Source organism: Streptomyces sp. NBC_00576 (genome assembly GCF_036345175.1).
In the GTDB taxonomy this organism is placed as follows: Bacteria; Actinomycetota; Actinomycetes; order Streptomycetales; family Streptomycetaceae; genus Streptomyces.
Genome location: NZ_CP107780.1, coordinates 98,139 through 121,965, shown reverse-complemented (window position 1 = coordinate 121,965; position 23,827 = coordinate 98,139). Strand labels below are relative to the sequence as shown.

General features: G+C 70.3%; 2 protein-coding genes (1 of these 2 running past the window's edge). Both read left to right on the top strand.

Annotated elements, in window-relative coordinates:
• Window positions 1-11 precede the first annotated feature (11 nt).
• Window positions 12-20,831, top strand: coding sequence for a non-ribosomal peptide synthase/polyketide synthase (locus OG734_RS00345; protein ID WP_330285435.1), 20,820 nt, complete (start codon window positions 12-14; stop codon window positions 20,829-20,831).
• Window positions 20,831-23,827 carry the beginning of a non-ribosomal peptide synthetase gene (locus OG734_RS00340; RefSeq protein WP_330285434.1) on the top strand. Its footprint extends 23,208 nt past the window's final position, so the window shows 2,997 of its 26,205 coding nt (coding positions 1-2,997); it begins with the start codon at window positions 20,831-20,833; its stop codon lies beyond the right edge, outside the window. The genes OG734_RS00345 and OG734_RS00340 overlap by 1 nt, the downstream gene beginning before the upstream one ends.

The following is a 23,827-nucleotide window of genomic DNA, read 5'->3' as shown; positions in this document are numbered from 1 at the left end:
AAGGGGTTCACATGATTCCCGCGTCGTTCGCTCAGCGACGGCTGTGGCTGCAGTGGCGGATCGAGGGGCCCAGCGCCACCTACAACAGTCCCACGATTCTGCGGCTGACCGGACAACTGGACCGGCGGGCACTCGACTCCGCGCTGCGTGACGTCATCACCCGGCACGAAGCGCTGCGCACCGTCTTCCCCGAGACGGACGGCGAGCCCCACCAGCAGATCGTCCCCGTCGTGGACCTGGACTGGGAACTGCCCGTGGTCGAGGTGACCGGCGACGACCGTCCGGCGCACCAGGGGCTGTACACCCTCGACGAACTGCGCTGGGACGAACCGGTCCTGGACCTGCCGACCGCCGAGGCAACCGGCGACCTGCCGGCGGACCGGATCGACGCGGGGGACCTGCCCGGCGCGGTCGCGCGTGCGGCCGCCTACGGGTTCGACCTGTCCACGGAGATCCCGATACGGGCGTGGCTGTTCGCCGTCGCTCCCGACGAGCACGTGCTCGTGACAGTCGTCCACCACATCGCGACCGATGGCTGGTCGATCGCCGCGTTCACCCGCGACCTGTCGACCGCGTACACCGCCCGCAGCCGGGGGCAGGCCCCGGACTGGGCCCCGCTGCCGGTGCAGTACGCCGACTACACCCTGTGGCAGCGAGAACTCCTCGGCGACCGGGACGATCCCGGCAGCGTCCTCTCTCGTCAGATCGCCTACTGGCGGGATGCCCTGGAGGGAGCCCCCGAGGAGCTGACCCTGCCGACGGACCGCTCCCGCCCCGCGGAACCTTCCCACCGCGGGCACACGGTCGCGATCGGCATGCCCGCCCGGACCCACGCCACGCTGGCCGCGGTGGCCCGCCGCCACCACGCCACTCTGCCGATGCTGTTCCAGGCTGGCCTGGCGGTGACGCTGTCGCGGCTCGGCGCCGGTGACGACATCCCGATCGGGACGCCGACCGCGGGGCGATCCGACGAGGCGCTGCACGACCTGATCGGATTCTTCGTCAACACCCTGGTGATCCGGGCGGATCTCACCGGGGACCCCACGTTCGCCGAGGTGATCGACCGTGTGCGCACCACGGCCGTGCGCGCCCTCGGCCATCAGGACGTGCCGTTCGAGCGGCTGGTCGAGGTGCTGGCCCCGGCTCGCTCTCTCGCCCGCCATCCCCTGTTCCAGGTCGCCCTCGCCCCGCTCGACGACACCACCACGCTCGACGTCCACGGCCTGCGCGGCGACGTGCTCTCGATCGGCCGTGCCTCGGCCAAGTTCGACCTGGAGGCGATGCTGGGCGAGGGCTTCGACGAGGCTGGTGCACCGGCGGGGATACGCGGCGTGGTCACGGGTGCGGCAGATCTGTTCGACGCGAGCACGGTCGAGTGGATCGCGGGGTGTCTGGTGCGCGTCCTGACGGCGATGGCAGCCGACCCGGACATGCGCGTCAGCTCGGTCGAGGTGCTGGGCGCGGACGAGCTGTTCCGGCTGGTGGAGGGGTTCAACAACACGGCGGTGCCGGTGCGGGACGCGTCGCTGCCGGACATGTTCGCGGAACGGGTGGCTGCCGATCCGGACGCGTCGGCCCTGGTGTGCGGCGGAGTCGAGATGTCGTACGCCGAACTCGACGTGCGTTCGGACCGGCTGGCCCGCGCCCTGGTGGCTTCCGGGGTCGGGCAGGAGTCGGTCGTCGCCGTGCTGATGGAACGCTCGGTGGACCTGGTGGTGGCCCTGCTCGCCGTGTTGAAGGCCGGTGGCGCCTATCTGCCGCTGGATGTGACATGGCCGGTGGCGCGGATGCGTTCCGTGATCGAGGACGCGGGCGCCCACCTGGTCGTGGTGAGCGAGACGTCGGCCGGACACGGCCTCGGTGTCGCTGAGGTGTCTGTGGATGAGGGATCGGACGAGGGCCCCCTTCCGGTCGTGGCGCAAACGGCGGCCGCGTATGTGATGTACACGTCCGGTTCGACGGGTGTGCCGAAGGGTGTGGTGGTGACGCACCGGGATGTCGTGGCGCTGGCCACGGATCGCTGTTGGGGTGCTCCGTCGCGGGTGTTGTTCCACGCGCCGCATGCCTTTGATGCCTCGTCGTATGAGTTGTGGGTCCCGCTGCTGTCCGGCGCGACGGTTGTCGTCGCGCCGGACGAGCGGGTGGATGCGGTGGTGATGCGCCGTCTGGTCGCCGATCACGAGCTGTCGCATGTGCATGTGACGGCCGGATTGCTGCGGGTGCTGGCGGATCAGGATCCGGGTTGTTTTGCGGGTGTGGGTGAGGTGTTGACGGGTGGGGATGTGGTGCCGGCGGAGTCGGTGCGTCGGGTGCTGGAGGCCAGTCCTGGTGTGATGGTGCGGCAGTTGTACGGGCCGACCGAGGTGACCTTGTGTGCCACTCAGTACGGGGTCGGGGATGCCGGTCGGGTGGACGGGGTGCTGCCGATCGGGCGGCCGTTGGACAACATGCGGGCGTATGTCCTGGATGGCGGGCTCAGTCCGGTGCCGGTGGGTGTGGCCGGGGAGCTGTATGTCGCCGGGGTTGGTGTCGCGCGGGGTTATCTCGGCCGGCCGGGGCTGACCGGTGAGCGGTTCGTGGCCTGCCCGTTCGGTGTGGCCGGTGAACGGATGTACCGCACGGGTGACTTGGTGCGCTGGGATGCGGAAGGCCGGTTGGTGTTCGTCGGGCGTGCCGACGGGCAGGTGAAGATCCGTGGGTTCCGGGTGGAGCCGGGGGAGGTGGAGGCCGTCCTGGGTGCCCATCCGGCGGTGGCCCAGGCGGTTGTCGTGGTGCGGGAGGACGTGCCCGGGGACAAGCGCCTGGTCGCCTATCTGGTGCCCGCCGAACGGGGCGAGGTCCTCGGCGTCACCGTCCGCGCATACGCCACCGAGCGGCTGCCGCAGTACATGGTTCCCTCGGCGATCGTGGAGCTGGACGGCTTCCCGCTCACGACGAACGGCAAGCTCGACCGCAAGGCGCTCCCCGCCCCCGACTACACGATCGGCGTGGGTCGGGCGCCTGCCACTGTGCGCGAGGAGATCATTTGCGCGGCCTTCGCGGATGTTCTGGGGCTGGAGAGGGTCGGCGTCGACGACGATTTCTTCGCTCTCGGTGGGCATTCGCTGTTGGCGGTGTCGTTGGTGGAGTGGTTGCGGCGGCGTGGGGTGTCGGTGTCGGTGCGGGCGTTGTTCGTGACGCCGACGCCGGCCGCGCTCGCGGCGGTGGCGGGGCTGGATTTGGTGGAGGTGCCGCCGAATCTCATTCCTGAGGGTGCCGTTGAGATCCGGCCGGAGATGTTGACGCTGGTGGAGCTGTCCGAGGTGGAGGCCGCCCGGGTGGTGGCGGCTGTGCCGGGGGGTGCGGCCAATGTGCAGGACGTGTATCCGCTGGCGCCGTTGCAGGAAGGCATCTTTTTTCATCACTTGATGGCGGGTCAGGACGGTGACGACGTCTATGTCATGCCCTTCGTCTTGAGGATGGGCTCGCGTGCCCGCTTGGACTCCTTCCTGACCGCGTTGCAGCGGGTGCTGGACCGGCATGACGTGTATCGCACGGCGATCGTGTGGGAGGGGTTGCCGGAGCCGGTTCAGGTGGTGTGGCGGCAGGCTGAGTTGCCGGTCACGGAGGTGGTCCTTGGTGCCGGCGCGGGTGACGTGGTCGGGCAGCTGTTGGCGGCCGCCGGTGGGCGTATGGAGTTGGACCGGGCGCCGTTGCTGAGGGTGCACATCGCGGCCGATCCGGGCGGTGGCGGATGGCTCGCTCTCGTGCGGATGCATCACCTCGTCCAGGACCACACGGCCCTGGAAGTGGTCCTCGAAGAGGTGAAGCTGTTGCTGGCGGGGCGGGCCGATGCGCTGCCTGCGCCGGTGCCGTTCCGTGACTTCGTGGCGCAGGCCCGGCTGGGTGTGTCCGAGGAAGCGCACCGGGAGTACTTCGCCGGACTGCTGGGTGATGTGACGGAGACCAGCGCCCCCTACGGACTGCTCGACGTTCGCGGCGACGGCACGGGGGTCACCCAGGGCCGGTTGGCCGTGGAGAGCGGCCTGGCCGTGCGTGTGCGGAAGGTGGCACGGTCGCTCGCGGTGAGCCCTGCGACGGTGTTCCACCTCGCGTGGGGTCGAGTTCTGGCGGCGGTGTCCGGGCGTGATGACGTCGTGTTCGGCACGGTGCTGCTGGGCCGGGCGAGCGTCGGGGCCGACCGTGTGCCGGGGCTGTTCATGAACACCCTTCCCGTCAGGGTCGATTCGGCCGACCGGACCGTGCGGCAGGCCCTGGCCGACATGCGCGAACAGCTCGCCGAGCTGCAGATCCACGAGCACGCGCCGCTGACACTGGCTCAGGCCGCCAGCGGCCTGCCCGGCGGTAGTCCCCTGTTCACCTCGATCTTCAACTACCGTCACCTTCAGGTGGACGTCGAACGATCAGGCACCGGGATCGAAGGCATCGATGCCGTGCTCACAAGGGATCCGACGAACTACCCCCTCGACGTTTCTCTCAACCAGAGCGCCTCCGGCTTCGAGTTCATCGTGGAGGCGACGGCACCGGTCGACCCGATGGGGGTGTGCACGCTCCTGCACACCTCGGTGGCGAACCTGGTCACGGCGTTGGAGGACACCCCGGACCTGCGGCTCGGGGCGGTGGACGTCCTCGACCCCGAGTACACGGAGTTGCTGCGGCACGTCAACGACACGGCCGCGCCCGCACCGGACGGTCTCGTGCCCGCGCTGTTCACCGCGCAGGCCACGCGTGTGGCCGAGGCGGTGGCGCTGGTGGGGTCCGGCGTGGAGCTGAGCTACGGCGAGGTCGAGGCACGCTCGAACCGGTGGGCCAGGCATCTGATCGCCTCGGGGGTGGGCCCGGAGTCGGTGGTCGCACTCGTGCTGGAGCGTTCACCGGATCTGCTGGTGGGGATTCTCGCGGTATTGAAGGCCGGTGGCGCGTATCTGCCGATCGATCCGGAACAGCCGGCCGAGCGGGTGGCGTTCATGATCGAGGATGCCGCACCGGTCCTGGTGCTGGATGAGGCCGCGATGCGGGTGGCCGTGGACGGGTACGCGGACTCGGCGGTGTCCGACGCCGACCGGATCGCTCCGTTGTTGCCCGGCCATCCGGCGTACGTGATCTACACGTCGGGCTCGACGGGACGGCCGAAGGGTGTCGTCCTCTCGCACGAGGGATTCGTGAATCTCTCGGTGAGCCATGACCGCTTCGGGGTGGGGCCGGGGAGCCGGGTGGCGCAGTTCGCGGCGATCGGGTTCGACATGTTCTGCGAGGAGTGGCTGCTCGCGCTGCTGTCGGGGGCGGCCCTGGTGATCGTTCCGGCCGACCGGAGGCTCGGCGTCGAGTTCGCGGAGTTCCTGGCGGACTCCGGGGTCACGCACGCGACGTTGCTCCCCGCTGTGGTGGCCACGATCCCGGAGGGCGCCCTCGACGACGACTTCGTCCTGGACGTGGGCGGGGAGGCGCTTCCGGCCGAGGTGGTCGCCCGATGGGCGGCCGGAAGGACGATGTTCAACAGCTACGGGCCGACCGAGACAACGGTGAACGCAGCCGTGTGGCGGTGCCGTCCCGATCTGGAAACGGCCGCTGCGGTGCCCATCGGCCGTCCCATCGCCAACACCCGCGTCCATGTGCTCGACGACGCGTTGCGGCCCGTTCCGATGGGTGTGCTGGGCGAGTTGTACGTGACGGGTACGGGCTTGGCACGCGGTTACCTGGGACGCGCGGGCCTGACCGCCGAACGGTTCGTGGCATGCCCGTTCGAGCCGGGGCGGCGGATGTACCGCACCGGCGACAGGGTGCGGTGGAACGCCGACGGGGAGCTGGTGTTCGCCGGGCGTGCGGATGATCAGGTGAAGATCCGCGGGTTCCGGATCGAGCCGGGTGAGATCGAGGCCGTGCTGGCGGCCCATCCGGGCGTGGAGCAGGCCGCGGTCGTCGTGCGGGAGGACGTACCCGGAGACCTCCGGCTGATCGGCTATGTGATCCCTGCCGAAGGCGTGAACGCCGCCGAGCTGCCTGATGGGGTGCGTGGGCTAGCGGCGCAGCGCCTGCCGTCGCACATGGTGCCGTCGGCGGTGGTGGTGCTCGACGCGTTCCCGCTGACGCCGAACGCCAAGCTGGACCGCAAGGCGCTGCCCGTGCCGGCGTACACGACGTCCGCCGGCACGGGCCGGGCCCCGGCCGACGTACGCGAGGAGACCATCTGTGCCGCGTTCGCGGACGTCCTGGGCCTGGATCGGGTCGGGGTCGATGACGACTTCTTCGCCCTGGGCGGGCACTCGCTGCTCGTCGTCTCCCTGGTGGAGCGGCTGCGGCAGCGGGGGGTATCGGTCTCGGTGCGGGCGTTGTTCGCGACCCCGACGCCCGCAGGACTGGCGTCGGCCGCGACGCCGGAGTCGGTGGTGGTGCCACCCCACCTGATTCCGCGGGACGCGCAAGAGATCACGCCGGAGATGCTGCCGCTGGTCCAGCTGACCGAGGCCGAGATCGAACGCGTGGCGGCGGCGGTGCCCGGAGGCATGCCCAACATCCAGGACGTGTATCCGCTCGCGCCCCTCCAGGAGGGCATCTTCTTCCATCACCTGATGGCGGACCGCGACGGCACCGACGTCTATGTGACGCCGACGACGCTGCGGTTCGACTCGCGCAGCCGCCTCGACGCGTTCCTCCTCGCGCTGCGGCAGGTCGTGGACCGCAACGACGTGTACCGCACGGCGATCGTGTGGGAGGGACTGCCGCAGCCTGTCCAGGTGGTGGTACGCCACGCGGAGCTGCCGGTCACCGAGGACTCGGCGGAGCGGCTGCTCGGGGCGGGTGGTGGCTGGATGGACATCGGCCGTGCTCCGCTGATGGACGTGTGCGTCGCGGCCGAGCCGGACACCGAACGGTGGCTGGCGCTCGTGCGCATCCACCACCTGGTGCAGGATCACACGGCATCGGACGTGTTGCTCGACGAGGTGCGGGTGTTCATGACCGGGCAGGCCGACCGGCTGCCCGTGCCGGTGCCGTTCCGTGAGTTCGTGGCACAGGCACGGCTGGGGATGCCGCGCGAGGAACACGAGCGGTACTTCGCCGAACTCCTCGGAGACGTCACCGAGTCCACCGCGCCCTACGGCCTCATGGACGTGCTCGGCGACGGCGGTGCGGCACAGGCGGGCCGGCTGCCCGTCGACGGCGACCTGGCCCGCCGCGTGTGGGAGGTGGCGCGTTCGCTGGGCGTCAGCCCGGCGACGGTGTTTCACCTGGCATGGGCGCGCGTGCTCGGAACCCTCTCCGGCCGTGGAGACGTCGTGTTCGGCACGGTGATGTTCGGACGGATGAACTCCGGCGAGGCCGCGGACCGGGTGACGGGTCTGTTCATCAACACCCTTCCGGTGCGCGTGAACCTGGCCGAACACAGTGTGGGCGAGGCGCTGACCGGACTGCGCGGCCAGCTCGCGGAACTGCTCGTGCACGAACACGCGTCACTGGCGCTGGCGCAGAGGGCCGCCGGCCTGTCCGATGGCGGACCGCTGTTCACCTCGCTCTTCAACTATCGGCACGTCAAGGCCTCGGACGCCGGCCAGGCGGAGCTGGACGGAGTAGAGGTACTTTCCGTTCACGATCACACCAACTACCCCCTCACCGTTTCGGTGGACCAGAGCGCGACCGGCTTCGAACTGGTCGTCGAGGCTGTGGCGCAGGTCGATCCGACGGAGGTGTGCGGGCTGCTGCACACCTGCCTGGGGAACCTGGTCGAGGCGCTGGCGGACTCCCCGGACGCCCCCCTCCACGCGATCGACGTCCTGGACGCCGAGTACGCCGAACTGCTGTCCCGGAGCGGCGACATGGCCGCCCCGGTGCCGGACGGAGTGGTGCCGGATCTGTTCGCGGCCCAGGCGTTACGGACGCCGGACGCGATCGCGTTGGTGGGCACTGACAGCCGGCTGAGTTACGGCGAGGTGGATGCGTGGGCGAATCGTCTGGCGCGGAAGCTGGTCGTGTCGGGGGTGGGTCCGGAGTCGGTGGTGGCTTTGGTGTTGGAGCGGTCGCCGGAGTTGGTGGTGGCGGTTCTGGCGGTGCTGAAGGCGGGTGGTGCGTACTTGCCGATCGATCCGGGGCAGCCGGTTGAGCGGATCCGGTCGGTGATCGAGGATGCCGGGTCGGTGTTGGTGGTGGACAGTCCGGAGTTCCTTGCGGAGGTCGACGGTTATGACGAGGGTCCGGTGTCGGACGTGGACCGGCTTGCTCCGTTGCTGCCGTCCCACCCGGCGTATGTGATCTACACGTCGGGCTCCACCGGACGGCCCAAGGGTGTGCTGGTGCCGCACCGGAACGTGGTGGCGTTGTTCGCCGCTGCCCGGGAGGTGCTGGACTTCGGTGCGGGTGATGTGTGGAGCTGGTTCCACTCGCTGGCTTTCGACTTCTCCGTTTGGGAGTTGTGGGGTGCGTTGCTGCATGGCGGGCGGGTGGTGGTGGTGCCGTTCGAGGTGTCGCGGTCGCCGGGGGAGTTCGCGGAGCTGTTGGAGCGCGAGCGGGTGACGGTGCTGAGTCAGACGCCTTCGGCGTTCTACCAGCTGATGGAGGCTCAGTCGCACCGTGCCGGTGCGCTGCACGACCTGCGGGTGGTGGTGTTCGGCGGTGAGGCGCTGGAGCCGGCGCGGCTGGCCGGCTGGTGGGAGCGGTTGGGCGGGGCCGGGCCCCGGCTGGTGAACATGTACGGCATCACCGAGACCACGGTGCATGTCACGCACCACGATCTCGGGCCGGACGAGAGCACGGACGGCAGTGTGATCGGGCGGGGTCTGCCGGGGCTGTCGGTGTATGTGCTGGATGAGTGGCTGCGGCCGGTCCCGGTGGGCGTGACCGGTGAGTTGTATGTGGCCGGGGCGCAGGTCGCGCGGGGCTACATGGGCCGCCCGGGGCTGACCGGTGAGCGGTTCGTCGGGTGTCCGTTCGGTGTGGCGGGGGGCCGGATGTACCGGTCGGGTGACCGGGCCCGGTGGGCTGCGGACGGTCGGCTGGTGTTCGCGGGGCGTGCGGATGAGCAGGTGAAGATCCGTGGGTTCCGGATCGAGCCGGGTGAGGTGTCGGCCGTGCTGGCGGCGCACCCGGACGTGGTCCAGGCCGCGGTGATCGCGCGCGACGACGCCCTGGGCGGAACGCGGTTGATCGGCTACGTCGTGCCCGCCGACGGCTGCGACGGTGTCCTGGACGCGGTGCGCGGGTTCGCGGTGGAGCGGTTGCCGTCGTACATGGTGCCCTCGGCGTTCGTGGAGCTCGAGACCCTGCCCTTGACGGTCAACGGCAAGCTGGACCGCAGGGCGCTGCCGGAGCCGGACCACGCCGGCGCGGGTGCCGGACGCGCCCCGGTCACGGCTCAGGAAGAGCTGCTGTGCCAGGCGTTCGCCGAGGTGCTGGGGCTGCCGGTGGTCGGGGTCGACGACGACTTCTTCGCCCTCGGCGGGCACTCGCTCCTGGCGGTGTCCCTGGTGGAGTGGCTGCGGCAACGCGGCGTGTCGGTCTCGGTGCGGGCCCTGTTCGCGTCCGCGACCCCGGCCCGCCTGGCCGCGGTGGCCGGGCCCGACCGGGTCGAGGTGCCGCCCGGCCGGATCCCCGACAACGCCACAGAGATCACACCGGAGATGCTCCCCCTCGTCGAGCTGACCGATGAGGAGCTGGCCCGCGTGGTGGTGGCCGTTCCGGGGGGCGTGCCCAACATCCAGGACGTGTATCCGCTGGCGCCGCTGCAGGAAGGCATCTTCTTCCACCACCTGTTGGCCGACCGGGACGGCACGGACGTCTACGCGACACCGATCATGCTCACCATCGCCTCCCGGCAGAGACTTGAGGACTTCCTCGCGGCGCTGCAGCAGATGGTGGACCGGAACGACATCTACCGCACCGCGATCCTGTGGGAAGGGTTGCGCGAACCGGTGCAGGTGGTCGTACGCCATGCCGATCTGCCGGTCGAGGAGATCGCCCTCGACCCCGACGGACCCGAGGCCGCCGATCAGCTTCTGTCGGCGGGCGAGTCCGCCATCGACGTGACACGAGCGCCGTTGCTGCGGGTGCGTGTGACGGCGGCCTCGGACGGCGGATGGATGGTGCTGCTGCGCATCCACCACCTGGTCCAGGACCACACCACCTTCGACGTGGTGCTCGACGAGGTCCGCGCGTTCATGAACGGGCAGGGGGAGCGGCTGCCCGCGCCAGTGCCGTTCCGCGAGTTCGTGGCCCGGGCACGGTTCGGGGTTTCGCGGGAGGAGCACGAGCGCTACTTCACCGACCTGCTGGGCGACGTCACCCAGACCACGGCCCCGTACGGCCTCATGGACGTCTACGGTGACGGCACGGATGCCGCACAGGTCCGGCTGCGGATGGACGAGGCCCTGACCCGGCGAGTCCGGAACCTGGCGCGGTCGCTCGGCGTGAGCCCGGCGACGCTGTTCCACGTGGCGTGGGCACGGGTGCTCGGCACACTGTCGGGCCGCGACGACGTCGTGTTCGGTACGATCCTGTTCGGACGGATGAACGCCGGCGCCGGCGCCGACCGTGCTCCGGGCCTCTTCATCAACACCCTGCCGGTGCGGCTGCGTCTGGCCGCCAAGAGCGCGGCCGACGTCCTCACGGACATGCGCCACCAGCTCGCTCAGCTGATGGTCCACGAACATGCCTCGCTCGCCCTGGCACAGCGGGCCAGCGAGGTGCCCGGCTCCAGCCCGCTGTTCACCTCGCTGTTCAACTACCGGCACAACCTGCCCGCCGAGCGGCATCCCGGCGCCGGCCTCGACGGCGTGAGCGTCGTGATGCACCGGGAGTACTCGAACTACCCGGTGGTCGTGTCCGTCGACGATGACGGCACAGACTTCGAGGTGGAAGTGGAGGCCGTCGCCCCGGTCGATCCCTCGGGGGCGGGCACGCTGCTGCTCACCTGTCTGGAGGGCCTGTCGACGGCCCTGGAACACGCTCCGGACACCCCCCTGACAGCGATTGACGTGCTCGGCCCGGCCGAGCTCACACGGATCCTGGCGGGATGGAACGACACGGCGGCACCCGCGCCGGAAGTGCCGGTGCCCCAGGCCTTCGCCGCCCGCGTGGCGGCGGATCCGGACGCGGTGGCCGTCGTGGGGGACGGCGTGGAACTCACCTACCGGGATCTCGACGTGCGTTCGGACCGGCTGGCCCGCGCCCTGGTGGCTTCCGGGGTCGGGCAGGAGTCGGTCGTCGCCGTGCTGATGGAACGCTCGGTGGACCTGGTGGTGGCCCTGCTCGCCGTGTTGAAGGCCGGTGGCGCCTATCTGCCGCTGGATGTGACATGGCCGGTGGCGCGGATGCGTTCCGTGATCGAGGACGCGGGCGCCCACCTGGTCGTGGTGAGCGAGACGTCGGCCGGACACGGCCTCGGTGTCGCTGAGGTGTCTGTGGATGAGGGATCGGACGAGGGCCCCCTTCCGGTCGTGGCGCAAACGGCGGCCGCGTATGTGATGTACACGTCCGGTTCGACGGGTGTGCCGAAGGGTGTGGTGGTGACGCACCGGGATGTCGTGGCGCTGGCCACGGATCGCTGTTGGGGTGCTCCGTCGCGGGTGTTGTTCCACGCGCCGCATGCCTTTGATGCCTCGTCGTATGAGTTGTGGGTCCCGCTGCTGTCCGGCGCGACGGTTGTCGTCGCGCCGGACGAGCGGGTGGATGCGGTGGTGATGCGCCGTCTGGTCGCCGATCACGAGCTGTCGCATGTGCATGTGACGGCCGGATTGCTGCGGGTGCTGGCGGATCAGGATCCGGGTTGTTTTGCGGGTGTGGGTGAGGTGTTGACGGGTGGGGATGTGGTGCCGGCGGAGTCGGTGCGTCGGGTGCTGGAGGCCAGTCCTGGTGTGATGGTGCGGCAGTTGTACGGGCCGACCGAGGTGACCTTGTGTGCCACTCAGTACGGGGTCGGGGATGCCGGTCGGGTGGACGGGGTGCTGCCGATCGGGCGGCCGTTGGACAACATGCGGGCGTATGTCCTGGATGGCGGGCTCAGTCCGGTGCCGGTGGGTGTGGCCGGGGAGCTGTATGTCGCCGGGGTTGGTGTCGCGCGGGGTTATCTCGGCCGGCCGGGGCTGACCGGTGAGCGGTTCGTGGCCTGCCCGTTCGGTGTGGCCGGTGAACGGATGTACCGCACGGGTGACTTGGTGCGCTGGGATGCGGAAGGCCGGTTGGTGTTCGTCGGGCGTGCCGACGGGCAGGTGAAGATCCGTGGGTTCCGGGTGGAGCCGGGGGAGGTGGAGGCCGTCCTGGGTGCCCATCCGGCGGTGGCCCAGGCGGTTGTCGTGGTGCGGGAGGACGTGCCCGGGGACAAGCGCCTGGTCGCCTATCTGGTGCCGCACGAGGTGGGTGCGGCTCTCGAGGGTGTGGTCCGGGAGTATGCCCTCGGGCGGCTGCCGCAGTACATGCTGCCGTCGGCGTTGGTGGAGCTGGACGCTCTGCCACTGACGGTCAACGGCAAGCTCGACCGCAGAGCTCTGCCTGTGCCGCAGTACACCGCCGGCGTGGGTCGGACGCCCGCGAACGCCCGGGAAGAGCTGCTGTGCCAAGTGTTCGCTGAGGCTCTGGGACTGCCCACGGTCGGAGTGGACGACGACTTCTTCCTGCTCGGCGGGCACTCGCTGCTGGCCATGCGGTTGGTGAGCCGGATCCGTGCGGTGCTGGGTTTGGAAGTGCCGCTGCGGGCGCTGTTCGAGGCCCGCACACCGGCGGAACTGGCGGCGTGGTCGGTCCAGGCCGCGCCCGGCCGGGCGGCGCTGGCGGCTCGGGAACGGCCGGAACGGGTTCCGCTGTCGTTCGCCCAGCAGCGCCTGTGGTTCCTGGGACAACTGGAGGGGCCCAGCCCGACGTACAACATCCCGCTGGCACTGCGCCTGGCCGGGACGCTGAACCGAGAGGCCCTCACGGCGGCACTGCGCGACGTGATCCAGCGCCATGAGGTGTTGCGCACCGTGTTCCGGACGGTCGAGGGAGACCCGTTCCAACAGGTGCTGTCGCTGGAGGAGACGGCGTTCGCCCTGGACGTCGTCCAGGTGTCCGCCGAGGACGTGGCCGACCGGGTGGCGCAGGCCGCCGGGTACGCGTTCGATCTCGCCGTCGAGGCCCCGCTGCGCGCGGCGTTGTTCGCGGTGGCGCCGGACGAGCACGTGCTGGTGCTGGTCGTGCACCACATCGCGGCCGACGGCTGGTCGATGGAACCGCTGGCGCACGACGTGTCGGCGGCGTACGCGGCGCGGTTGGAGGGCGAGGCCCCGGTCTGGGCTCCGCTGCCGGTGCAGTACGCCGACTACGCGTTGTGGCAACGAGAGCTGCTGGGTGACGAGGAGGATCCGGAGAGCCTGCTGTCGCGTCAGGTCGCGCACTGGCGGAACACCCTGGCGGGCGCACCCGAAGAACTGGACCTGCCGGTCGACCGGCCCCGCCCTGCGGAGACCTCACGCCTCGGGCGGCTCGCCAGGGTGGAGATCCCTGCCGAACTGCACCGGCGACTGCTGGAGGTGGCACGGGCCGAGGGTGTGACGGTGTTCATGGTGCTCCAGGCCGCGCTGGCGGTGACGTTGTCGCGCCTGGGGGCCGGCACGGACATCCCCATCGGCGTGGCGGTGGCGGGCCGTACCGATCGCGCGTTGGAGGACCTGGTCGGGTTCTTCGTGAACACCCTCGTCATGCGCACCGACCTCTCCGGTGACCCCAGCCTCACCGAGGTGCTGGAGCGGGTGCGCGAGACGTCCCTGGCGGCGTTCACACACCAGGACGTGCCGTTCGAGAAACTGGTCGAGGAACTGGCCCCGGCCCGGTCCCTCGCACGTCATCCGCTGTTCCAGGTGATGATGACCCTGCAGAACACCGGCCGGGTCGCGGGAGCGCCGGAGGTGGCCCTGCCCGGCCTGCGGACCGGCGCACTGGGCACCGACGTCACGGCGCTCGAGTTCGACCTCGACCTGAGCCTCGCCGAGACCTTCGACGAGGCCGGCGATCCGGCGGGGATCAACGGCTCGCTCATGGCCTCCGCCGACCTGTTCGACCAGGACACCGCCGAACGGCTGGCGGATCGACTGGTGCGGGTAGTGCGGACGATGGGCGCAGAACCCGCCACCCGGATCACCGAGGTCGATGTGCTCGGCCCGGAGGAACGCCGACGGTTGCTCACGGAGTGGAACGACACGTCGGTGCCCCTGCCGGACATCTCCGTGCCCGAGGCGTTCGCCCGGCTGACGGCGGCCGATCCCGGTGCCCTCGCGGTGCGGTCCGATGGCGTCCGGCTCGACTATGCGGAACTGGAGGTGCGGGCCGATGAGTTGGCGCGGGTGCTGGTCGCGTCGGGCGTGGGGCAGGAGTCGGTCGTCGCCGTGGTCATGGAGCGGTCGGTGGACCTGGTGGTGGCCCTGCTCGCCGTGTTGAAGGCCGGTGGTGTGTATCTGCCGCTGGATGTGGGTTGGCCGGTGGCGCGGATGCGTGGGGTGGTCGAGGACGCCGGTGTGCGGTGGGTTGTCACGCATGGGGATGCGGCTGGGCATGAGTTCGTCCGGACGACGGACCTGGGTGTGGTGTGGGTCGATGGGGTTGCGCAGGCGGCGGAGGTGGCGCTGCCCACTGTGGAGCCTGATGCGGCCGCGTATGTGATGTACACGTCCGGTTCGACGGGTGTGCCGAAGGGTGTGGTGGTGACGCACCGGGATGTCGTGGCGCTGGCCACGGATCGCTGTTGGGGTGCTCCGTCGCGGGTGTTGTTCCACGCGCCGCATGCCTTTGATGCCTCGTCGTATGAGTTGTGGGTCCCGCTGCTGTCCGGCGCGACGGTTGTCGTCGCGCCGGACGAGCGGGTGGATGCGGTGGTGATGCGCCGTCTGGTCGCCGATCACGAGCTGTCGCATGTGCATGTGACGGCCGGATTGCTGCGGGTGCTGGCGGATCAGGATCCGGGTTGTTTTGCGGGTGTGGGTGAGGTGTTGACGGGTGGGGATGTGGTGCCGGCGGAGTCGGTGCGTCGGGTGCTGGAGGCCAGTCCTGGTGTGATGGTGCGGCAGTTGTACGGGCCGACCGAGGTGACCTTGTGTGCCACTCAGTACGGGGTCGGGGATGCCGGTCGGGTGGACGGGGTGCTGCCGATCGGGCGGCCGTTGGACAACATGCGGGCGTATGTCCTGGATGGCGGGCTCAGTCCGGTGCCGGTGGGTGTGGCCGGGGAGCTGTATGTCGCCGGGGTTGGTGTCGCGCGGGGTTATCTCGGCCGGCCGGGGCTGACCGGTGAGCGGTTCGTGGCCTGCCCGTTCGGTGTGGCCGGTGAACGGATGTACCGCACGGGTGACTTGGTGCGCTGGGATGCGGAAGGCCGGTTGGTGTTCGTCGGGCGTGCCGACGGGCAGGTGAAGATCCGTGGGTTCCGGGTGGAGCCGGGGGAGGTGGAGGCCGTCCTGGGTGCCCATCCGGCGGTGGCCCAGGCGGTTGTCGTGGTGCGGGAGGACGTGCCCGGGGACAAGCGCCTGGTCGCCTATCTGGTGCCCGCCGAACGGGGCGAGGTCCTCGGCGTCACCGTCCGCGCATACGCCACCGAGCGGCTGCCGCAGTACATGGTTCCCTCGGCGATCGTGGAGCTGGACGGCTTCCCGCTCACGACGAACGGCAAGCTCGACCGCAAGGCGCTCCCCGCCCCCGACTACACGATCGGCGTGGGTCGGGCGCCTGCCACTGTGCGCGAGGAGATCATTTGCGCGGCCTTCGCGGATGTTCTGGGGCTGGAGAGGGTCGGCGTCGACGACGATTTCTTCGCTCTCGGTGGGCATTCGCTGTTGGCGGTGTCGTTGGTGGAGTGGTTGCGGCGGCGTGGGGTGTCGGTGTCGGTGCGGGCGTTGTTCGTGACGCCGACGCCGGCCGCGCTCGCGGCGGTGGCGGGGCTGGATTTGGTGGAGGTGCCGCCGAATCTCATTCCTGAGGGTGCCGTTGAGATCCGGCCGGAGATGTTGACGCTGGTGGAGCTGTCCGAGGTGGAGGCCGCCCGGGTGGTGGCGGCTGTGCCGGGGGGTGCGGCCAATGTGCAGGACGTGTATCCGCTGGCGCCGTTGCAGGAAGGCATCTTTTTTCATCACTTGATGGCGGGTCAGGACGGTGACGACGTCTATGTCATGCCCTTCGTCTTGAGGATGGGCTCGCGTGCCCGCTTGGACTCCTTCCTGACCGCGTTGCAGCGGGTGCTGGACCGGCATGACGTGTATCGCACGGCGATCGTGTGGGAGGGGTTGCCGGAGCCGGTTCAGGTGGTGTGGCGGCAGGCTGAGTTGCCGGTCACGGAGGTGGTCCTTGGTGCCGGCGCGGGTGACGTGGTCGGGCAGCTGTTGGCGGCCGCCGGTGGGCGTATGGAGTTGGACCGGGCGCCGTTGCTGAGGGTGCACATCGCGGCCGATCCGGGCGGTGGCGGATGGCTCGCTCTCGTGCGGATGCATCACCTCGTCCAGGACCACACGGCCCTGGAAGTGGTCCTCGAAGAGGTGAAGCTGTTGCTGGCGGGGCGGGCCGATGCGCTGCCTGCGCCGGTGCCGTTCCGTGACTTCGTGGCGCAGGCCCGGCTGGGTGTGTCCGAGGAAGCGCACCGGGAGTACTTCGCCGGACTGCTGGGTGATGTGACGGAGACCAGCGCCCCCTACGGACTGCTCGACGTTCGCGGCGACGGCACGGAGCTGGCGCAGGCCAGGCTGCGGGTGGAGGACGAGTTGACGCGGCGGGTTCAGGCTCTGGCACGCTCGCGCGGGGTCAGCCCCGCGACGATCTTCCATCTGGCGTGGGCCCGGATGCTGGCGGCGGTGTCCGGGCGTGATGACGTCGTGTTCGGCACGGTGCTGCTGGGCCGGGCGAGCGTCGGGGCCGACCGTGTGCCGGGGCTGTTCATGAACACCCTTCCCGTCAGGGTCGATTCGGCCGAGCAGACGGTGGGGCGGGCGCTGACGGACCTGCGTGACCAGCTCGCCGACCTGCTGGCGCACGAGCACGCGCCGCTGACACTGGCTCAGGCCGCCAGCGGCCTGCCTGCCGGTGCCCCCCTGTTCACCGCGCTGTTCAACTACCGGCACGGCAAGCCGGTCGTCCACGAGCCGGACGACGTGCTCGCGGACGTCACGACGCTCTTCACGCAGGAACGCAACAACTACCCGCTGGGCGTCTCGATCGACGACGACGGCGAGACGTTCGGCATTACCGTCGACGCCGTGTGTCCGGTGGACGCCGACGAAGTCGCCGCGCTGCTGCAGACGACCCTCGCCAACCTCGCCACCGCGCTGGAGGACGGTTCCGACCTCCCGCTGACGTCGGTGGACGTGCCCGGCGCGGCGGATCGGATCCCCGACGTGGACGGGGCCGCCTCCTCGGCCGGCGGGCGGGCCGTGCTCGTACCGGAGGCGGGCGGGGCGTGGACGGTGGGCTCCGGTCGCGCTCCCGCCACCGCCCACGAGGAACTGCTCCGCCAAGCGTTCGCCCACGTGCTGGGCCGGGAACGGGTCGGTCCCGACGACGACTTCTTCGCGCTCGGCGGGAATTCCCTGCTGGCGACCAGGCTGGTCAGCCGGATGCGGTCGGCGCTCGGCATGGAGGTGTCGATCCGGGCGCTGTTCGAGACGCTGACCCCGGCCCGTCTGGCCGCACGACTGCGCCCAGTCGCCCCCGGCCGCGTGGCCCTCACCGCGCGGGAACGCCCGGAGCGGCCACCGCTGTCCTTCGCACAGCGCCGGTTGTGGTTCATCGGGCAGCTCGAGGGCTCCAGCGCCAGCTACAGCAATACCACCGCCCTCCGGCTGCGCGGGGCGCTGGACCGGGAGGCGATGAGCGCGGCGCTCCGGGACGTGATCGGCCGCCACGAGGTGCTGCGGACGGTGCTCCCGGCCGAGGACGGCGAGCCCTACCAGCGGATCCTGCGGGCCGACGAGGTCGACTTCGAGCTAACTACCCTCGACGTCGCGGCAGGGGAGGCCGCCGCCGAGATCGACCGCGTAGCGGGATACGCCTTCGACCTCGCCACGGAGATCCCCCTCCGGGCATGGCTGCTCGCCCTGGCGCCGGACGAGCATGTCCTCGTGCTGGCGGTGCACCACATCGCGACCGACGGGTGGTCGATCGCGTCGCTGGCACAGGACATGTCGGTCGCGTACACGGCACGCCTGGAGGGCCGGGCACCGGACTGGACGCCGCTGCCGGTGCAGTACGCCGACTACGCCCTGTGGCAGCGGGAACTCCTCGGCGACGCGGGCGACCCGGACAGCGTCCAGGCCCGACAGCTGGCGTTCTGGCGGGAGACCCTGGCGGGCGCCCCCGACGAGACGACCCTGCCGACGGACCGAGCGCGTCCCGCGGTGGCGACGCGCCGGGGAGATGAGACCCCGGTGGAACTCTCCGCGGACCTGCACCGGCGCATCACAGAACTGGCCGCCACCGAGCAGGTCACCGTCTTCATGGTGCTCCAGGCAGGCCTCGCGGCACTGCTGAGCAGGCTCGGCGCGGGCACCGACATCCCGATCGGCACCGCACTGGCCGGCCGCACCGACGACGCCCTCGACGATCTGATCGGCTTCTTCGTCAACATGCTCGTGCTCCGCACCGACGTGTCGGGCGACCCGAGCTTCGCCGAGCTGCTGCGGCGCGTACGCGACACCGACCTGGCGGCCTACGCACACCAGGACCTGCCCTTCGACCACGTGGTGGAGAAGCTCGTCCCCGAACGCTCCCTGGCACGGCAGCCGCTGTTCCAGGTGGCACTTGATGTGCAGAACGTCCCGGAGGCCGGGCTGCGGCTGCCAGGACTCGAGGTGAGCGGCGAGCCGCTGGCGCACGGAGTCGCCCGGTACGACCTCGCGCTGAGCCTGTCGGAGCGCCGCGATGAGCAGGGTGCGCCGGACGGGATGTACGGCACGCTCACGACGGCCGCCGACCTGTTCGACCGGGCCACTGCCGACCGGATCGCCGGTCACCTGGTCCGGTTGCTCACCGTGGTCACCGCTGCCGCCGAAGTGCCCCTCAGCACGGTGGAGTTGCTGGACCCCGAGGAGTACCGGCGGATCGTGCGGGACTGGAACGACACGGCTGCTCCGGTGCCGGACGGTGTGGTGCCCGATCTGTTCGCGGCGCAGGTGGTGCGGTCGCCGGAGGCGGTGGCGTTGTCCGGTGGTGGTGTGGAGCTGTCGTATGCGGAGGTGGATGCGTGGGCGAATTGTCTGGCGCGGAAGCTGGTCGTGTCGGGGGTGGGTCCGGAGTCGGTGGTGGCTTTGGTGTTGGAGCGGTCGCCGGAGTTGGTGGTGGCGGTTCTGGCGGTGCTGAAGGCGGGTGGTGCGTACTTGCCGATCGATCCGGGGCAGCCGGTTGAGCGGATCCGGTCGGTGATCGAGGATGCCGGGCCGGTGTTGGTGGTGGACAGTCCGGAGTTCCTTGCGGAGGTCGACGGTTATGACGAGGGTCCGGTGTCGGACGTGGACCGGCTCGCTCCGTTGCTGCCGTCCCACCCGGCGTATGTGATCTACACGTCGGGGTCGACGGGACGCCCGAAGGGCGTGGTCGTCACGCACCAGGGATGCGCGGACCTGTCGGGGAGCCATGACTGGTACGGCGTGAAGGCCGGCAGCCGGGTGGCGCAGTTCGCGTCCGTAGGCTTCGACATGTTCTGCGAGGAGTGGCTGCTGGCGCTGCTGCGTGGCGCGGCGCTGGTGACCGTGCCGGCGGACCGGCGGCTGGGGGCCGAACTCGGACGGTTCCTCGTCGATCACGGAGTGACGCACGCGGCGCTGCCGCCCGCGGTGGCGGAGACGATCCCCGACGGCCTGCTGGACCCGGCGTTCGTGCTCGACGTCGGCGGCGAGGCATGCCCACCCGAGTTGGTCGAACGCTGGGCGGCGGACGGCCGCACGATGTTCAACGCCTACGGGCCGACGGAGGCGACCGTGGTCGCCACGGTGTGGCGGTGCAGCCCCGGCCTGGATGCGGGCGAGGCCGTGCCCATCGGCCGACCCGTCGCCAACACCCGCGTGTACGTGCTCGACGCCGCGCTGAAGCCCGTGCCGACGGGCGTGGTGGGTGAGCTGTACCTCGCGGGCACGGGTCTGGCACGCGGCTACCTGGGCCGTCCCGGGTTGACGGGGGAGCGCTTCGTGGCCTGCCCGTTCGAGCCGGATCGGCGGATGTACCGCAGCGGTGACCGGGCGAAGTGGAACGCCGACGGGCAGCTGGTCTTCGCGGGCCGTGTGGACGACCAGGTGAAGATCCGCGGGTTCCGGATCGAGCCTGGCGAGGTCGAGGCCGTGCTCGCGGCCCACCCTGACGTGGCTCGGACCGCGGTGACCGTACGGGAGGACACGCCCGGTGAGCCACGGCTCGTGGGCTACGTCGTTCCCGGCGACGGCGTCGACGCCGATGAACTGCCTCAGGCGGTAAGCGGATTCGCGGCGGAACGGCTGCCGTCGTACATGGTGCCGTCGGCCGTGGTGGTGCTGGACGCCGTGCCGCTGACGGTCAACGGCAAGCTGGACCGCAGGGCGCTGCCCGCTCCGGACTACACCAAGGCCGGGACCGGCCGCGTGCCCGCCACCCCACAGGAAGAACTGGTGTGCCAGGCGTTCGCCGACATCCTCGGCCTGCCCGAGATCGGGGCCGACGACCACTTCTTCGCGCTCGGTGGGCACTCCCTGCTGGCCACCCGGCTGCTCAGCCGGGTGCGTGCGGTGGCGGGCGTGGACGTGCCGCTCCGCGTGCTGTTCGCGAACCCCACACCCGCCGGTGTCGCCGAATGGCTGACGACGCACCAGGGCTCACGGAAGAAGACCAGGCCGACGCTGCGGCCGATGCGCAAGCAGGAGAAGGAGTTCTGATGATTCCGTTGTCGTTCGCGCAGCGCCGCCTGTGGTTCCTGTGGCAGTTGGGGGGACCCGCCGACACTTTCAACATTCCGCTGGCCCTGCGGCTGACCGGACAGCTGGACACCGACGCGCTCGCCGCCGCCCTAAGCGACGTGATCGACCGCCACGAGGTGCTGCGCACCGTTCTCCCGTCCTCGGGCGGTGAGCCGTACCAGCGGGTACTGCCGACCGAGGACGCGGGCTTCGAGCTGAACGTCGTCCGGGTGACGCCGGAGGACGTGCCGGACGAGGTGCGGCGCGCGAGTGCGTACGCCTTCGACCTGGCCGGCGAGATCCCGGTCCGTGCCGACCTGCTCGTGGTGAACCCGGACGAGCACGTACTGGTCCTGGTGGTGCACCACATCGCGGCCGACGGCTGGTCGATGGGACCCCTGACGCGCGACCTCTCCACCGCCTACACAGCACGGCTGGCGGGCCACGAGCCCCAGTGGGAGCCGCTGCCCGTGCAGTACGCGGACTACACCCTGTGGCAGCGGGAACTCCTCGGTGCGCATGACGACCCGGAGAGCGCCCTGTCCGAGCAGGTGGCGTACTGGCGGCGCGCCCTTGATGGCGCGCCGGAGGAACTGGAACTGCCCACCGACCGCCCACGCCCGGCACAGACCACGTCCCGTGGTCACACGGCCGAACTGGAGATCTCCGCCGACGTCCACCAGCGGCTGCTGGAGCTAGCGGGCGACCACGGGGCGACCCTGCTCATGGTGGCGCATTCCGCGCTGGCTGTGCTGCTGTCCCGGATCGGGGCGGGCGATGACCTCCCGATCGGCAGCCTGGTCGCCGGACGGACCGACGAGGGGCTCAACGACCTGGTCGGCTTCTTCGTCAACAACCTGGTGATCCGCGCCGACCTGTCGGGCGACCCGACCTTCACCGATGTGCTGCGGCAGGTGCGTGAGGCTTCCCTGGATGCCTACGAGCACCAGGACGTGCCGTTCGAGAAACTGGTCGAGGAACTTGCGCCGACCCGGTCACTGGCCCGGCACCCCCTCTTCCAGGTGATGGCAGCCGTGGAGAGCGAGGACATGACGTCCTCCGGCCGGCGCGGCGGCCCGGCCCTGGAACTGCCCGGCCTGCGGGTCGAGATGGTCTCCGACGAAGAGCAGGCGCGCGAACTCGACCTCGACCTGGTGCTGCGCGAGACCGTCGACGACGACGGGCAGCCCGCGGGGCTGCACGGCGCGCTCATCGGCGCGGCCGATCTGTTCGATGCCGCAACGGTCCAGCGGATCGCGGACATGGTGGCACGCGTCCTGGAGGCGGCCGCAGCCGACCCGTCGGCCCCCGTCCGCTCCCTGGACGTGCTCGGCCCGGCCGAGTACCGGCGGATCGTCCACGACTGGAATGCCACGGCGGAACCGGTCCCCGCTGCCCTGCTGCCGGACTTGTTTGCGGCGCAGGTGGTGCGGTTGCCGGAGGCGGTGGCGTTGTCCGGTGGTGGTGTGGAGCTGTCGTATGCGGAGGTGGATGCGTGGGCGAATTGTCTGGCGCGGAAGCTGGTCGTGTCGGGGGTGGGTCCGGAGTCGGTGGTGGCTTTGGTGTTGGAGCGGTCGCCGGAGTTGGTGGTGGCGGTTCTGGCGGTGTTGAAGGCGGGTGGTGCCTTTGTGGCGGTTGATCCGGGGCAGCCTGCGGAGCGGATTCGTTTCGTGTTGGAGGATGCGGCTCCGGTGCTGGTGGTGGACAGTCCGGAGTTCCTTGCGGAGGTCGACGGTTATGACGAGGGTCCGGTGTCGGACGTGGACCGGCTTGCTCCGTTGCTGCCGTCGCATCCGGCGTATGTGATCTTCACGTCTGGGTCGACGGGGCGGCCGAAGGGCGTGATGGTCTCGCATGAGGCGTGTGTGAGTTATGTGGCGAGTCATGACCGGTATGGGGTGGGGCCGGGGAGTCGGGTGGCGCAGTTCGCGTCGGTGGGTTTTGACGCGTTCTGTGAGGAGTGGTTGCTGGCGTTGCTGCGGGGGGCGGCGTTGGTGACGGTGCCGGGGGAGTCGCGGCTGGGTGATGAGTTGGTGCGTTTCCTGCTGGATGAGGGGGTGACGCATGCGACGTTGCCGCCGGGGGTGGCGGTGTTGATGGATGAGGGTGTGCTGGATCCGGGGTTCGTGCTGGATGTGGGTGGTGAGGTGTGTCCGCCTGGTCTGGTGGAGCGTTGGGTGGCGGGTGGTCGCACGTTGTTCAACAGTTACGGGCCGAGTGAGGCGACGGTGAATGTGACTGTGTGGCGTGCGGGGGGCCGGTCTTTGGGGTCGGGGGTGCCGGTGGGGCGTCCGGTGGCGAACATGCGGGTGTTCGTGCTGGATGACCGGCTGTGTCCGGTGCCGGTGGGTGTGGCGGGTGAGTTGTATGTGGCCGGGGTGCAGGTGGGGCGTGGTTATCTGCGTCGGCCGGTGTTGACGGGTGAGCGGTTTGTGGCGTGTCCGTTTGTGTCGGGTGAGCGGATGTATCGGACCGGGGATCGGGTGCGGTGGGACGCTGACGGTGAGTTGGTGTTCGTGGGGCGTGCGGATGATCAGGTGAAGATCCGTGGGTTCCGTATCGAGCCGGGTGAGGTGGAGGCTGTTCTGGCGGGGCACCCGGCCGTGGCCCAGGTGGCGGTGGTCGTGCGGGAGGACACGCCCGGAGACAAACGACTCACCGGCTATCTCGTGCCGCAGAAGCCGGGCACGGCCATCAGCGCCGCGGTCGCGGAACACGCGGCGGAGCGGCTGCCCGGCTACATGGTGCCGTCGGCGTTCGTGGAGCTGGACGCGCTCCCGTTGACGGCGAACGGGAAGCTCGACCGCACGGCGCTGCCGGTCCCTGAGTACGCGGGCGCGGGTGCGGGACGCGCGCCGGTGAACGCGCAGGAAGAGCTGGTGTGTCAGGCGTTCGCGGAGGTTCTCGGCCTGGACCGGCCCACGGTCGGGGTGGAGGACGACTTCTTCGCCCTCGGCGGCCATTCGCTGCTGGCG